Raw genomic sequence first — 14,896 nt, forward strand, 5'->3', positions numbered from 1 at the left:
AAACACCTTGCAACAAAATTCCTCACTCTAGCAAAGGGTGAGGAATTATCTTAGTAACTCATTGCCGCTAAATGGCCTATATTCATCACTAGATGAATTAATAAACCGGAGCCAACAATGACTACTCGCATGGGTCGCCCTAAACAGTCTGACAGCAACCAAGACTCCGCTCGCAGTAGTTTAATTGCAGCCGCCAAGCGTTGTTTCTCTGAACAAGGTTTTGACAAGGTATCAACGCGAAAAATTGCTCTCTCGGCAGGAGTTGATGCCGCTATGATTCGTTACTACTTTGGTTCAAAAGCAGGCTTATTTGAAGCCACAATACAAGAAACCTTGGCTCCTGTTATCGAACAATTTCAAGCTGATTTGAATCCTAATACACCGCCGAATCCATTGTTACTGATGCAAACCTACTATCGCATGATCGCCAATAATCCCATGCTGCCAAAATTGATTCTGCAGGTGATCAGCCAGCAAGATAACCCCGAAGCCTTTGGTATTTTGACAGGCATTATCGACAACATCTTGAAGCGTTCCGAAAAATGGATCGAGGCATTTGCAAAGCAAAAACAAATTAACCCAAATCTTAACCCGGCATGGATTCGCCTTAGCTTTGTCAGCTTAATGATTTTCCCTGTGTTGGCGCCAAAATACCTTCAGCAGCAACTTGGTGTCGAACTCAAAGAAGACTGGTTATTAAATTTAGCGGATCACAACCAAACACTGTTAGAACAAGGGCTTTTCACCTTTCCAGCACAACAGCCATCATCCAACGACGCCAAAAGTGAGCAAGCATGAACACACGTCATATTCTACTATCCGCTCTTGTGCTGACTTTGCTTACCGCTTGCCAGTCAGAAGAGTCGACTTACGCCATGGGGAATATTGAGCGCGATAGAATCACCTTGTCGGCGCCAACCTCAGAACAAATTGTGTTGGTAAATATCAACGAAGGACAAACCGTTTACCAAGGTGACACCTTGTTACGCTTAGACACTCGCAGTGCCGATGCGCTTATTGCCCAGCGAGAAGCCGAGCTTGCCCAAGCAAACGCCGCTCTTAGCGTATTAACGGCTGGCACACGACCAGAGCAATTAAGCGCTTCACTCGCGGCGCTAGAAGCCACCCAAGCCGCCAGCAAAGAAGCAGAGCTAAAATACCAACGCATCGAAAAACTCTATAAAAGCAAAGTCGTTGGCAAAGCCGATTTCGATGCGGCTAAAGCCGCGAGAGACAGCAGTAAAGCCAAAGCACAGCAAGCCCATGACCAATGGCTAGAGTTAAAAAATGGTGCGCGCGAAGAAGACATCGCCCAGTCCAATGCCAAGGTGCAAGCCGCACAAGCCGCTCTTGAATGGCAAACTAAAGCCCGCGAAGACCTCACCATAAAAGCACCAATTGACGGCACGATTGATGCGCTCCCCTGGCACGAAGGCGATAGAGTTACTGCCAGCACTCAGTTAATTAGTCTGCTGTCTTCTGGTCATCCTTATGCCAGAGTCTATTTGCCAGCCAGCGCGTTAACCAAGATCAAAGCTGGCGATGCTATTGAAGTGTTTGCTGACGGCATCGAATCGCCTATTCAAGGTCGTGTGCGAAATATCCGCTCGCAGCCGGCTTATACGCCCTTCTATGCACTCAATGAACGAGACAGAGCGCGTTTGATGTATCTGACTGACATCGATCTAATTGATGCGGACAAACTACCGACAGGACTCGCGGTTGAGGTGCGCCTACCATGATCTCTAACGAGTCAGAACAAGTAGAATACGCCATTGAAGCCAAGGGATTGAGCAAACGTTTTGGCAACAACATTGCGGTAAATAAACTGGATTTAAAAATCCCCAAAGGCAGTATTTATGGCTTTCTTGGCCCCAATGGTTGCGGAAAATCCACCAGCATTCGTCTGCTCACTGGGTTATTAGAAGCCACCGAAGGCGAGGTCACCATTTTAGGTAAACCACTGCTAGGTCATGAAGAATCGCTAAAAAAACGCATTGGCTATATGACACAGAAATTTTCTTTATACGACGACCTTACTGTACAAGAGAACCTAAATTTTGTCGGTGCCATTTATGGCTTTGCTGGAAAGCGCAAAAAAGCCCGCCTCGAAGAATTACTCGCGTTATACGATTTAGAAAAGCAAACAAAACAGTTTGCTGGCTCCATGAGTGGCGGACAAAAACAGCGCCTTGCTCTTGCCTGCGCCACATTACATTCTCCAGAATTGTTATTTCTCGATGAACCAACCTCTGCGGTTGATCCAGAGAATCGTCGCGAATTTTGGGAAAGATTATTCGACCTCTGCGCCGCTGGCACCACTATTTTAGTGTCCACCCATTACATGGATGAAGCCGAACGCTGTCACGCCTTGGCGATTATGGAAGAAGGCAATAAACGCGCCGATGGCTCGCCTCAAGCCTTGATGGATGCCATGCCTGCCACCGTCGTGGAAGTCAGTGGCAATAAATTAAGACAACTCAAACAAACACTGACTCAGCACCCAGAAATTCTCTCTGCAGCGCAAATTGGCGCGCACCTAAGAGTGCTAGTGAAGAAAAAAGTACAAGATCCTCTCAGCCTTATTTCAAAACTCAGTGATGGCAGAGAAACAGTATTGGCTCGACCTAGCCTTGAAGACGTGTTTGTAACCTGCACCGGAGACCGTTATGTGGATTAGCATGTCGATTAGAGTGTATGCCATCTTCATCAAGGAGCTAAAGCAGCTCTCCCGAGACAGAATGACCTTTGGCATGATTGTTATGATTCCTCTGGTGCAACTTATGCTGTTTGGTTATGCGATTAACACCGACGCCAGACACATTCCCGTTGGCCTTGTCGACCTCAGCCAAACATCAGAAAGCCGAGCGGTCGAACAAGCACTGGTAGCGACGCAATCCGTCGACTTTATTGCTCGTTATCGCTCCATAAAAGAAGCTGAAGTTGCGATCACTAAAGGCGAGATCAGAGCGGTACTGTATTTGCCAGCAGACATGACTCGCCGTTTATTTAATCACCCGCTCTACGATCATAAACAAACAGACTCACCACTCACTCTGCCAATAGGGCAATGGATAGTCGACGGCTCGGATACCGTCATTGCGTCTACCATCAGAGCATTGCGCAATATGCCCTTAGACGAAGTAGCCAACCATACCGCGACACGTACCGCGCCGAGCTTCGAAGTGGTGCAATACTTCAATCCAGAACAAAGAACCGTGGTAAATATTGTTCCGGGGTTGGTCGCAGTGATTCTGACCATGACCATGATTTTATTTACGTCGTCCGCCATCGTTCGCGAGCACGAACACGGCAATATGGAGTTTCTCATCACCACACCAGTGAGACCAATGGAGCTAATGATAGGCAAAATCGCCCCTTACGTTTTAGTCGGACTATTACAAGTTGCCATTATTTTAAGTGTGGGTCATTGGGTGTTTTCTGTGCCGATTAAAGGCAGCATTCTGTCACTACTCGGCAGCTCCATTTTATTCATTTTTGCCAGCTTAACCCTTGGATTGGTGCTTTCCACCATAGCCAAAACGCAATTGCAATCGATGCAGATGACCATCTTTATTCTGTTGCCATCGATATTGCTATCTGGCTTCATGTTCCCTTACGATGCCATGCCGGTCGCTGCCCAATGGATTGCCGAGGCTCTGCCTGTCACCCACTTCATGCGCATGATCCGCGCCATCGCCTTGCGAGATGCCAGCCTGCTTTTATTGGGCAAAGATGCCTTATGGCTAGGATTGTTTACCATAGTCGGAATCATCATTGCATCGTTACGCTTCAAGAAGAAATTGGGGTAAACATTCCTTACAGCCTTACTCCAATTTCCGATACAAAGATCGCAGGCTGATTCCTGCGACCTTGGCGACTTGCTCTTTATCATCATGATGAAATGCCATGAGTTCTGACAAATAGCGTTTTTCGGCGGTTTTTAAGTCCAGCCATTCTTTGTCTTCGCCTGCATCATTGATACTTAACAATTGAGAAGCGGATGAAGTCTCCCCTAGCGGATCAAGTTCACGATCAATCTCCAAACATTCCTGAATAGTGCTTCGCTCAATCAAATTCGTATCCGTTAAGAGTGTTGCGCGATTGAGAATGTTACTGAGTTCACGAATATTACCGGGGAAATTGTATTGCTTTAATACTTGCATCGCCGAGTCGGTCAGGTGGTATTCCTTACGTTGATTGATGCGTTTTAACAAGGTATTTGTTAGCAAGACTAAGTCATCTTGTCGTTCACGCAAGGAAGGCACATGAATGGGAAACACGTTGATCCGATAGTACAAGTCTTGGCGGAACTCGCCTGCCTTGACCATTTCCGCGAGGTTTTTGTGAGTCGCACAAATCAACCGAAAATTGGTGTGCTTGATGATAGATGAACCAACTGGACGAAAAGCGCCGGTTTCAATTAAGCGCAATAACTTAACTTGCATTGACAGCGGCACATCGCCAATTTCGTCTAAAAACAGTGTGCCGCCATTGGCCAGCTCAACTAAACCAACTCGGTTACTGTGCGCACCAGTGAAAGAGCCCTTTACATGGCCAAATAGCTCGCTTTCAAACAAAGAATCCGTCAGCCCAGCGCACTCTAACGTCACCATGGAATTCTTTGCTCTGTGTCCGCCTTGGTGAACCGCGTGGGCAACTAGCTCTTTACCGCTACCGGATTCTCCCAACAATAGAACAGACGCATCGCTGTGACTGACGCGCGTGATTTTCTCCAGCATCCGGTTAAAAGATTTACTCGAACCCACCAATTTTTTACTGCCGTCTTGGGCACTCGCCACCGACACAGAACGCAGTAACTCAACAAAAAAAAGCAATTTTCCGTGGCTATCATGGATAGGTAGCATTTCCACATCGACGTGCTCTTTACCCCTTGGCGTTTGGTGGATGTGCAGCACTCGCTCTTTGCGGCCAGACTGCAAAGTTGCCGACAAAGGACAATCTTCACCCGCTTCATCACAAGGCACGCTATAGCCATGGGACACTTCAAAGCAGCGCTTGTTTTGCTGCAAAGGAACATCACCAAACTCTTCTCGATAATGCTGATTAATAGCAAGAATTCGATAATCCACCGAGACTAAAATAGCAGGACAATCATAGCCTTCTAACATGCTGGCGAGTTCATCAAAGGAAGAAGAATCGGATGCGATGATATTCATAATGCATTTGCCATTTTTGTCATAAATTAACGCCAAATATGACAACAGACCATACATTAGTCAATTCTAATTTATAAGATCTTTTCTAGTGACAATTTAATTTCTTATATTTCATACAGTTAATTGAAAACCTGAACCTTGGCACAGTTTCTGCCTTACTTACTCTATAAATCCATCAAATGAATAGACCATTTGAACCTACGGAAAACTAGATAACGAGGTGAAACATGATAAACACAATTGCAACCAAGCCTGATGTAGCGGCCTTTTTTGATAAAGATACCAATACCTTTTCATATGTGGTTAAAGACCCTGCGTCTTCTAGCTGCGCCATCGTCGACAGCGTATTGGATTTTGACTATGCCTCTGGCGGCACATCTCATGAAAGTGCCGACGAAATTATTGAGTATGTCACCACACACAAACTAAAAGTGGAATGGTTAATTGAAACTCACTTTCATGCCGACCATATTTCTGCCGCGCCTTATATTCAAAGCAAAGTCGGCGGCAAAATTGGCATTGGCGAGCAAATCACCACGGTGCAAGAAACCTTTGCCAAAGTATTCAACGAAGGCGCTGACTTCTTACACGACGGTTCTCAGTTCGATTTCCTCTTCGAAGATGGCGAACAGTTTTACATTGGCGAAATGCAATGCACAGCCCTTCACACACCTGGTCATACGCCAGCTTGCTTCACTCATGTTTTAGGTGATGCGATATTTGTTGGTGATACCTTGTTCATGCCAGATGCTGGCACAGCTCGAGCAGATTTCCCCGGTGGCGACGCTGGCGTGTTGTTCGACTCCGTACAAAGAATTTTGGCGTTACCAGAAGATCACCGTATTTTCATGTGCCATGACTACTGCCCAAATGACCGTGAACTGGAATATGAAACCACCGTAAAAGCCCAGCGCGAATTGAACATTCACGTCAAACAAGGCATCAGCAAAGAAACATTTGTGGAACTACGTGAGACTCGTGACAAAACACTGGCCATGCCTCGCCTGATTTTACCATCGTTGCAAATCAATATGAGAGCAGGACATATGCCAGAACCGGAAGACAATGGTTTGTCTTATTTGAAGATTCCGTTAAATGCATTCAAATAAACCGTAACGACAATAGCAACTAACTATAAATAATAAATAGAAGCCTTTTCACGACGTCACGAGCACAGTAGTCGTGAAAGCCTCTATTTTAAATAAGTAAAAAATCGAGAGAAGACTATGTTACGCAAACAAATCACAGACAACTATTCCGTATCTGAGCAGATCAGCTTAGACGATATAGACGCTTTAGCAGAATCTGGCGTCACACTTATCATTTGTAATCGACCGGATGGTGAAGAGGAAGGGCAACTGCCTTTTGCCGATGTTGCCACTTATGCAAAAGAAAAAAATATCAAAGCAGAGCACATTCCTTTTGCTGGCGGACAAATGACCGCTGCGGACATCTCGGCTTTTCAGGCAGCAATTCAAGACGCTGAAAATGTTCATGCTTATTGTCGAACCGGTAATCGCTCTGGCCAAATCTGGCAAGCGGCTCAGGAAACTTCACCTGCTAATCCTTCCACTCAAGACAATAAAGCCTCTTCCGCAACAGACGATAAAGCACAGCCTAAAAAAGACAACAAAACAACGGCTCAATATGATGTTGTGGTTGTCGGTGCAGGCTCGGCCGGTATTTCAACTGCCGCTAGTTTATTAAAACGCAAACCTGGCTTGAAAATTTGTTTGATTGATCCTGCTGAAAGTCATTTTTATCAACCCGGTTGGACGCTTGTTGGCGGCGGCGTGTTTAAAGCATCGAATACGCGCCGTAACATGTCCGACGTTATTCCAGCCCACACAAAATGGCTAAAAGAAGCGGTAAAAACTTTCTTGCCAGATGAGAACCAAGTTGTGCTCGAAAACGGCCAGCAAATCGCTTATCAATACTTAGTCGTAGCGGCGGGCATCAAGCTTAATTGGGATGCTATTGAAGGCTTATCTGAGACATTAGGTCGCAATGGCGTGACATCAAATTATCGTTACGACTTGGCGCCTTACACATGGGAATTGGTAAAAAACCTAAACAACGGCAAGGCAATATTCACCCAGCCGCCCATGCCGATCAAATGCGCCGGCGCACCACAAAAAGCCATGTATTTGTCTTGTGACCATTGGTTGAAGAACGACAAACAAAAAGACATTAACGTGTCTTTTTACAACGCTGGTGCAGTGTTGTTTGGCGTGCCTGAATACGTTCCTGCTTTGGAAAGTTATATTCAAAAATACCAAGTTAATACTCACTTCACTCACAACTTAGTCAAAGTAGACGGTCCGAACAAACATGCCTATTTTGCCACCACAAACAAAGACGGTGAGAAAACCATCGTTGAAACCGAATTCGACATGTTGCATGTTTGCCCGCCACAAACGGCACCAGACTTTATTCGCAACAGCCCATTAGTCGATGCGGCAGGCTGGGTTGATGTGGATAAAGAAACCTTGCAACACACCCTGTTCAAAAACATCTGGTCATTAGGTGATGTAAGCAATACGCCAAACGCAAAAACCATGGCAGCGGCTCGTAAACAAGCGCCGGTCGTGGCACAAAATATCGCGGATGCTATCGACGGAAATACAATAAGAGCCATTTACGACGGCTACGGCTCCTGCCCGCTTACCGTTGAACGGGGCAAGATTGTCTTGGCGGAATTTGGTTACGGCGGAAAGCTGCTCCCCACCTTCCCGAAATGGCTGAACGATGGCACTAAACCCACCTATCTCGCTTGGGTGCTGAAAGAAGACTTGCTGCCTCCCTTCTACTGGCACGGCATGCTGAAAGGCTATGAATGGTTTGTTAAACCAACAATGCGCAAGTAACGAGAGCTTGATGATGACCATTGCACGTTTCATTCCGGCCCTGTCTTGGCTAAAGACCTATAATCGTGGACAGTTTAGTCAAGACGCCACCGCGGCGTTTATCGTCACCATGTTGCTGATTCCTCAGTCACTGGCTTACGCCATGTTGGCTGGGGTACCACCAGAAGTCGGCTTATATTCCAGTATCTTACCTTTGGTTTTGTACGCCTTATTTGGCACCAGCACATCTTTGTCAGTTGGCCCGGTTGCCGTGGCGTCACTCATGACAGCGACGTCTCTTGCGGTCATTGCCGAACAAGGCACCGCCAGTTATCTTACTGGCGCGATTACTCTCGCTCTATTGTCTGGCGCCATGTTGGTAATCATGGGCGTGATGAAACTCGGCATGGTCACTAACTTGCTTTCTCACTCGGTGATTTCGGGGTTTATTTCTGCTTCGGGAATTATCATTGCGCTGAGCCAGTTAAAGCACATTCTGGGCATCCAAGCCCATGGCGATAATGTCGTCACACAATTGCTTTCTATGCTGGAAAACATCGATCAATTTAAACCCATAACCTTTGTGATTGGCGTTTCTGTGATTGCATTTTTGCTGCTGGCCCGTCGTCACGCGAAACGTTTTTTGATCACGTTAAAGGTGCCTGAAGCATCCGCTGCGTCGTTGGCGAAAACCGCTCCGATTCTTGGCGTGCTTTCCAGTCTTGCGGTTGTCTATCTCTATGACCTGCAATCTCATGGCGTAGCGATAACAGGACACATTCCAGCAGGATTACCAAACTTAGGTTTCTCCCTACCTTCCATGGAGCTGGTTAAAGAACTTGCTTTGCCTGCGCTAATGATTTCGATCATTGGCTACGTAGAATCTATCTCGGTTGGTAAAACTTTAGGCGCCAAAAGACGTGAAAAAGTGAAACCTAACCAAGAACTCATCGGTTTGGGTGCGGCAAACATTGCATCAGGTGTATCTGGTGGTTTTCCGGTGACTGGCGGATTCTCGCGTTCTGTAGTGAACTTTGATGCCGGCGCGGTGACTCAGCTTGCCAGCATCATGACGGCTCTCGGCATTATGATCGCATCTTTGCTGTTAACGCCTATGTTGTACTTTTTGCCTAAAGCCACGCTGGCGGCGACCATCATTGTGGCGGTCACAACCTTGATCGATTTTTCTATCTTGAAAAAAACCTGGCAGTTTTCCCGCAGCGATTTCTATGCTGTGCTCGCGACTATCGTGATTACTTTGTTGCTGGGTGTGGAAGTCGGCGTCGCTTCTGGTGTGGCGTTGTCCATTGCCTTGCATTTGTATCGTACGTCCAAACCACACGTGGCCGAAGTGGGCTTAATAAAGGGTTCAGAGCACTTTCGTAATGTGAAACGCTACGAAGTGGAAACCTCACCTCAGCTGCTTTGTTTACGTCCCGACGAAAGTCTGTTCTTTGCCAACGCAACGTTTTTGGAAGATCACATCATCGACACCATTAGCCAACGCAAAGAGATTAACCATGTGGTGATTCAATGCAGTGCGGTGAATGAAATTGATTTCAGCGCCTTAGAAATGCTCGAAGCCCTTAACCTGCAATTGAAAAGCTTGAACATTAAACTCTCGCTTTCAGAGGTGAAAGGCCCAGTGATGGATCACTTAGAATGCAGCGGATTCCTGCACCACCTCAATGGCAAAGTGTATTTATCGCAATTCCAAGCGTTTAAAGATATTACACAAGCCTCAGACAGCTAATAACGAATACCAAATACCTAAGCAAGCAGACAAAAAAATCCAATGACTTTGCAGTCACTGGATTTTTTATGTGTACAAGAAAGCTCTAAATTAGCACTTTATGTAGATTATTGTTGCGTGTAGCGATGAAGGGCTTTGTAATCACCATCGTCTTGTAAACAATAAAACTCGGTTTCCTTGGCGCCCAAAATTTGGCAACTAAAGTCGACACTCTCTTGCGCTTCCCTCTCACTATCACAGCTGTTGCGGAATCGGGTATTAGAGTCAGTTTCTATGATAGAGCCCAAAGCATGAGACCATTTGAAGTTACTTTCAAATACATTACAGCTGTTAGAATCGTCTCTGTCTACAAACGTACCGGTCCCATCTTCATTAAAGGTTTCACTGCCGATATCGATCCAGTTACACTCTTCGTCTAAGTATTCAACTTTAAATACATTCACCAAGTCTTGACGCTTAATATTTTTGATATCAGCTAGGTCTTTTAGATACAAAGACCAATTGCTTTCGTAGCCTTTATCATTGAATCCTTCACGAACATTTAAGGTAAATGGCACGCTATTAAGCGCTGCCGAAACTGTATATAAATCAGTACAATCATTGCCCAAGCTGGCACTGTATTGCCCCATATTCATAACTAAATCGCTTAACTTAGCACTGTCCATTGCGACAGCAAGCATACCGTTCTTGCTCACCTCTTCCGTAGTTAATTGCTCAGCAACTTGCTTACTTTTTTCTCCGGTGTAAGCAACTAAATGTTTCCCTTTAATCGCCACAAATGCATCCATAGGCAAACCACTATCCGCTAAATTTATTGCAGTGCCGTCGGTAGGAATCTGAATACCACGAAGCATCGGAGCATATTGCCCAGCAAGAGCGGCCAACACTTCAGGCTTTTCACTGGTAATCGTAGCAATAGCATCGTATTTCACGCCGATTTGGCTATTTTCATCTTTTTCTAGGTCGAAGATACCGAAGCTCACGCCCGACAAACCTTGTGCCATACTGGTAAATACAGAAAGTGCTGCAGGGTTCTGCTCACGCAACTTTGCTTGCGCTGTTAGTAATGGTTCACAGTTAAAATCGGCTTTTGTGAATTGATTCCACAAACTCGTTAGCACAGGCGAAACCGCATCGGATGCTAGACCAACACCTAGACCGACCGTCAAGTCTTTACTGGTATTCAAATAGTTAGGGATAAAGCCACGTAGCTTGTTCAGCTCACCCAAAATATTGGCATTTTTAATTTCTACCGCATAAGAAAAATCTAACGCCATGTCATCGCCTTGAACGTCATAGCGATTTACACCAAAGACAACGCGAGGTGCGCCAGACACAATGTTAACGATGTCCTCTTTACATAGCATTTGTGTCTTGCTCAATTCAGGTAAGTCATCACCGGCCAATGCTTTCAATTGTTGATGAGCGCGGGTATCTTTATCAAAAATCGCATTAGCGATATTCAGTAAACTGATATGACCGTGAGAAGCCTCCATAAAATTGTAAGTCTTACTGTCGTTTCTCCAACTTTCAGCTGACATGGATTGCTGTGGTTTTACCAATGCAAAGCGCCGCTCTTGCGCTCCTTTATCTTCTTTTTGCGATATAACAGCCGCTGTCAGCACCTTATCCTTGATCATAAAACCCAGTTTCAGCACAACATCATCTTTGTTTACCAACTCAACCGTCGTTAACGCCTGACCGCCAATCGTCTGTGAACCAAGGGTAACATCCGTTTCTAGCGCCGCCTGTTTTATCAACGTCAAAAACGCTTGTTCGTCTTGTAAAGCAATGCGCATGACAGGAAAAATCCCATCGAGATAAATCGCACTCGCACCTTCAACATCAAGACCGTAATGTTTATATATTGCTATGCCACCATTAGGCGCAACGTTGTAATAGTCTTTCACCAACCAATTGACAAAATCCAAACCCTCGCTGGGTGGCAAAGATTCAAGCAACTCAATAATGGCTTCGGCTTCGCCATTATCTTTGAATTTCACCATCATTTCATCGGAGCTGGTGACAAGCTCTTTATTCGAGACACCACCGATGAAAAGAGCTGTATCGGCAGGCACATACTCGATCATACTGTCGATAGAATTGTCTTTTTTGAACCAGCCAAAAACATCCAAGTTAAAGCCAAATACGGCCCCAGAGGATAAACAAGCCACGACAGCGGCAGCTTTAAAAAAATTTCCCTTCATTACGAATCCTTCAGAATGAGCACTTATAAAATGCGTTAGTAATATTAAAAATAAAACGACAAAAACGACCTACCAATCAGGCCGATACTTACCTTTTGCATCATAATGTAACGTCTTAAGGATATTTCCCTTGCCGTCCATTTTTTCTACTTTGTAGAATGCACCATCATCTCTATAGGTTGCCACTTCTTTATCAACAATCACGCCCTGTTCGTAATGGAGAGTATACGTCTTTCTTTGACCGTTACAATAAAATTCTTCGCTGACGCCGTGTAACACTCCCATTTGATAATGAGAGACTTCTTTCAAACGCCCATCTTCTTCGCAAAAGGTACGATACTCACCATCTGACTTGAGATAATGACCATCATAAACATAGTTTGAATCTCGTCTGCGCTGCCCGTTCCTCCAATAAGAAAGCTCGCGCACTGTATTATTTTTTTCATCAAAATAAAACTGCATCTCAACTTTGCCATTCGAATAATAGTCCGTTCTATCAAGTAGCTTAAGACTATTATCCTCACTAATTTTGACACTTTCTAATTGTCCATTAGAATAGTAAGTAGATTCTTCCAGCAACTTTCGATCCCCTTGATAAAAAGTTCGACGCCACTTCAACCCGAGGTTATAACGGGTATACTCAATTTCTTCACCATCCTTAAAACGATAATGACTTGTGATAATCCCATCATCATAATAGAAGGCTTCGATCTTTTGCCCATCTAAATATATAACTCGAGACACCAACTTACCGTCGTACGACTCGTATTGAGTACTTTCACCACTTCTCAGCCCATCTTTAAAACGATCCTGCGATGTTAATCGACCTTTTCTTGAAGAATAACTGACACCATCTTTCTTACCTTTTTGGTACATGGTCGCACTGAAATAGTCCGCTGGGTCACCTTTTACTGCTAATCCAGTAAAGGGTTTGCCCTTATATCCCATCAAACAATCTTCTAGATAACTAAACCCTTCACGCTGAGATGGCGTGCATTCGATCTCTTCTAACTGCTTTTCGTCCACTGTCGACTTGATAACCGGAGTCGGGCTACACGCATTTAGTAGCAACGCGCCAAGAATAAAAAAAACGCCTAACACGCCTTTTTTTAAAATGATTGAGAGAATATTCATCTAATCGTGTTCCCTATTAATTAGCTTTCAGCAAAAAACACTGTCAATACTAACATCAGACAACACCCATAATCACAAAATAAACACTGGGCTCTTGACCTCTACTCTATGCAGTATTCCAAAATAGACGTGTTTCTTGAGCCTACTGATCTCTTTTCTGGATCATAAAATGTTTCTACGACTTTGAATCCAGCCTTTCTCATCATGCCAGCAGAAGCTAAATTCTCTTCGTGTCGCTCAATTAATACGACACTAGCTCGCTTTTCCTTGGACTTCTCTATGCAACACTCAAGCAATTTCGTAGCAATTCCCTGACCAGAATACGCATTAGAAACAATCACATCACCGATATAACAAAGCTCGTTGAGGGCAGAATACTTAGTTAAATAATCAGGGCTAACTTTTCCATCCATCAAAATAGCAAAACCTATGATTTGATCTTTGTCGGAATCAACCGCCACCATTGCAGCCGCTGTGCCTTGCTCAATCAGAGAGAACTCAGCATCAACGCCCTCTTCGGTTAAATAATTCCATTCGTTTGGACCTTGATCCCAAAGCAACGCTTTCACATCGGCAAGTTCTTCTAAAGCAGCTGGTCGAAACACAATCATACTCAAACCTCCAAACCATTTAACTGACGAATAATATCCAAAAACAAATCTCGACCAACGGGAAGCAAACCATCAGGAAAATCGTAATCTGGATTATGTAATTGCGGGCTCGTTTGCCCAGCGCCCAAGGCAAACATGGCGCCTTCTTTTGCTGTGGCAGTGAACTGGCCGAAGTCTTCCGACCAACGCATTGGTTCATCTAATAATACAAAAGGCGTTTGCGTATTATCACAAGCACAAACCACCAAATCACAACCTTGTTGAGAGTTAACGCTGGCCTGAAACACATCATCATATTCAAACGAAATTCTTAGGTTTTCACTCTTTGCCACAGCATGAGAAAAGCGCTCGGCTTCCTCTATCAGGGTTTGCATACCTTCATTACTTTCACTGCGCAAAGTCACCATAACCACCGCATCGCCCGGTGCTGTACCAAAGGCAATTTCACCTAATTTGGCATGGATAACCGTTACCCAGTTTCGACCAACGCCTGCTTGATGCGGAATCTTTGCTGGCAGTGAGTTTAATTCTTGGATAATTTTGCACATGGCATTGGCAGGACTGACGCCATTTTCCGGATGCGCCGCGTGGGAAGTTTTACCTTTTAAATGAATAATCATGCCCCGAGATGCACAATTAAACGTCCCCGCTCGCACCGCAACCTTGCCTAACTCTAAGCCAGGGTAATTATGCAGAGCAAAAGCATAATCAGGAATGAGAGCCGCAAAGCGCGCATCCTTTACGACTTGAATCGCTCCCATACCGGTTTCTTCTGCCGGTTGAAAACACAGCACAACACGGCCCTTCTGCGGACGATGTTTCGCCAATTCCGCACCCAACGCCGTAACAATACTCATGTGTCCATCGTGACCGCATTTATGAGAGACGCCCTTCACTTGTGAGCGATGCGCAAAACTATTGGTTTCTTGGATTGGTAGTGCATCCAGCTCGCTACGAATCAAAGTCGTCGGTCCGCTTTCAGCGCCATTGAATACAAACGCCAGCCCCGTTCCGCCGAGATCGGTAATAACTTCATCTGGCGAGAAAGCTTGAAACTCATTGGAAATTCGAACCGCCGTGGCTTGCTCTTGATTAGACAGCTCAGGATTCTGATGAAGGGACTTACGTAACGCGATTAACTCATCAAAAGATTGCATGGTTGATC

General features: G+C 45.1%; 12 protein-coding genes. 7 read left to right on the top strand and 5 right to left on the bottom strand.

What is annotated here, in order from left to right:
* Window positions 1-117: 117 nt before the first annotated feature.
* The 4 genes from ACO05V_RS20550 to ACO05V_RS20565 are packed head-to-tail and all read left to right on the top strand — an operon-like array spanning window position 118 to window position 3,812.
* Entirely contained in the window at window positions 118-798 is a 681-nt protein-coding gene (locus tag ACO05V_RS20550) for a TetR/AcrR family transcriptional regulator (protein ID WP_421855992.1), read from the top strand.
* Window positions 795-1,742, top strand: a complete 948-nt coding sequence (locus tag ACO05V_RS20555) for an HlyD family secretion protein (protein WP_421855994.1) — start codon at window positions 795-797, stop codon at window positions 1,740-1,742. Before ACO05V_RS20550 ends, ACO05V_RS20555 begins: the two co-directional genes overlap by 4 nt.
* Window positions 1,739-2,680: an ABC transporter ATP-binding protein gene (locus ACO05V_RS20560; RefSeq protein ID WP_421855996.1), complete on the top strand. Its 942-nt coding sequence runs from the start codon at window positions 1,739-1,741 to the stop codon at window positions 2,678-2,680. The genes ACO05V_RS20555 and ACO05V_RS20560 overlap by 4 nt, the downstream gene beginning before the upstream one ends.
* Before the next feature lies 1 nt (window position 2,681).
* Window positions 2,682-3,812, top strand: coding sequence for an ABC transporter permease (locus tag ACO05V_RS20565; protein WP_421855998.1), 1,131 nt, complete (start codon window positions 2,682-2,684; stop codon window positions 3,810-3,812).
* A gap of 15 nt (window positions 3,813-3,827) precedes the next feature.
* On the opposite strand, the gene ACO05V_RS20570 is transcribed toward ACO05V_RS20565, so the two are convergent.
* Complete coding sequence (locus tag ACO05V_RS20570) at window positions 3,828-5,180, bottom strand: sigma-54 interaction domain-containing protein (RefSeq protein WP_421856000.1); 1,353 nt, start codon at window positions 5,178-5,180, stop codon at window positions 3,828-3,830.
* A gap of 227 nt (window positions 5,181-5,407) precedes the next feature.
* On the opposite strand from ACO05V_RS20570, the gene ACO05V_RS20575 reads away from it, so the two are divergent.
* From ACO05V_RS20575 to ACO05V_RS20585, 3 genes are all read left to right on the top strand, one after another.
* Window positions 5,408-6,289 carry an MBL fold metallo-hydrolase gene (locus tag ACO05V_RS20575; RefSeq protein ID WP_421856002.1) on the top strand — a complete coding sequence of 294 codons (882 nt, stop codon included), beginning with the start codon at window positions 5,408-5,410 and terminating at the stop codon, window positions 6,287-6,289.
* 117 nt (window positions 6,290-6,406) lie between these two features.
* Entirely contained in the window at window positions 6,407-8,047 is a 1,641-nt protein-coding gene (locus tag ACO05V_RS20580; RefSeq protein ID WP_421856004.1) for a TIGR01244 family sulfur transferase, read from the top strand.
* 10 nt (window positions 8,048-8,057) lie between these two features.
* On the top strand, window positions 8,058-9,779 hold the full coding sequence (locus tag ACO05V_RS20585) for a SulP family inorganic anion transporter (protein WP_421856006.1): 1,722 nt from the start codon (window positions 8,058-8,060) through the stop codon (window positions 9,777-9,779).
* 107 nt (window positions 9,780-9,886) lie between these two features.
* Here ACO05V_RS20585 and ACO05V_RS20590 read toward each other — a convergent pair whose 3' ends face one another.
* The 4 genes from ACO05V_RS20590 to ACO05V_RS20605 all read right to left on the bottom strand — a co-directional run bounded on the left by ACO05V_RS20590 (window position 9,887) and on the right by ACO05V_RS20605 (window position 14,888).
* On the bottom strand, window positions 9,887-11,986 hold the full coding sequence (locus ACO05V_RS20590; protein WP_421856008.1) for a hypothetical protein: 2,100 nt from the start codon (window positions 11,984-11,986) through the stop codon (window positions 9,887-9,889).
* Window positions 11,987-12,055: 69 nt separating this feature from the next.
* Window positions 12,056-13,120 carry a hypothetical protein gene (locus ACO05V_RS20595; RefSeq protein ID WP_421856010.1) on the bottom strand — a complete coding sequence of 355 codons (1,065 nt, stop codon included), beginning with the start codon at window positions 13,118-13,120 and terminating at the stop codon, window positions 12,056-12,058.
* 101 nt (window positions 13,121-13,221) lie between these two features.
* Window positions 13,222-13,731 carry a GNAT family N-acetyltransferase gene (locus ACO05V_RS20600; protein WP_421856012.1) on the bottom strand — a complete coding sequence of 170 codons (510 nt, stop codon included), beginning with the start codon at window positions 13,729-13,731 and terminating at the stop codon, window positions 13,222-13,224.
* 2 nt (window positions 13,732-13,733) lie between these two features.
* On the bottom strand, window positions 13,734-14,888 hold the full coding sequence (locus tag ACO05V_RS20605) for an amidohydrolase (protein WP_421856014.1): 1,155 nt from the start codon (window positions 14,886-14,888) through the stop codon (window positions 13,734-13,736).
* Window positions 14,889-14,896: the final 8 nt, after the last annotated feature.

This window comes from Marinomonas sp., from assembly GCF_965225885.1.
In the GTDB taxonomy this organism is placed as follows: domain Bacteria; phylum Pseudomonadota; class Gammaproteobacteria; order Pseudomonadales; family Marinomonadaceae; genus Marinomonas.

Excerpts from the sequence above, each read along its gene's own strand:
- ACO05V_RS20550 (WP_421855992.1), top strand. The coding sequence starts at position 118 with ATGACTACTCGCATGGGTCGCCCTAAACAGTCTGACAGCAACCAAGAC.
- ACO05V_RS20555 (WP_421855994.1), top strand. The coding sequence starts at position 795 with ATGAACACACGTCATATTCTACTATCCGCTCTTGTGCTGACTTTGCTT.
- ACO05V_RS20560 (WP_421855996.1), top strand. The coding sequence starts at position 1,739 with ATGATCTCTAACGAGTCAGAACAAGTAGAATACGCCATTGAAGCCAAG.
- ACO05V_RS20565 (WP_421855998.1), top strand. The coding sequence starts at position 2,682 with ATGTCGATTAGAGTGTATGCCATCTTCATCAAGGAGCTAAAGCAGCTC.
- ACO05V_RS20570 (WP_421856000.1), bottom strand. The coding sequence starts at position 5,180 with ATGAATATCATCGCATCCGATTCTTCTTCCTTTGATGAACTCGCCAGC.
- ACO05V_RS20575 (WP_421856002.1), top strand. The coding sequence starts at position 5,408 with ATGATAAACACAATTGCAACCAAGCCTGATGTAGCGGCCTTTTTTGAT.
- ACO05V_RS20580 (WP_421856004.1), top strand. The coding sequence starts at position 6,407 with ATGTTACGCAAACAAATCACAGACAACTATTCCGTATCTGAGCAGATC.
- ACO05V_RS20585 (WP_421856006.1), top strand. The coding sequence starts at position 8,058 with ATGATGACCATTGCACGTTTCATTCCGGCCCTGTCTTGGCTAAAGACC.
- ACO05V_RS20590 (WP_421856008.1), bottom strand. The coding sequence starts at position 11,986 with ATGAAGGGAAATTTTTTTAAAGCTGCCGCTGTCGTGGCTTGTTTATCC.
- ACO05V_RS20595 (WP_421856010.1), bottom strand. The coding sequence starts at position 13,120 with ATGAATATTCTCTCAATCATTTTAAAAAAAGGCGTGTTAGGCGTTTTT.
- ACO05V_RS20600 (WP_421856012.1), bottom strand. The coding sequence starts at position 13,731 with ATGATTGTGTTTCGACCAGCTGCTTTAGAAGAACTTGCCGATGTGAAA.
- ACO05V_RS20605 (WP_421856014.1), bottom strand. The coding sequence starts at position 14,888 with ATGCAATCTTTTGATGAGTTAATCGCGTTACGTAAGTCCCTTCATCAG.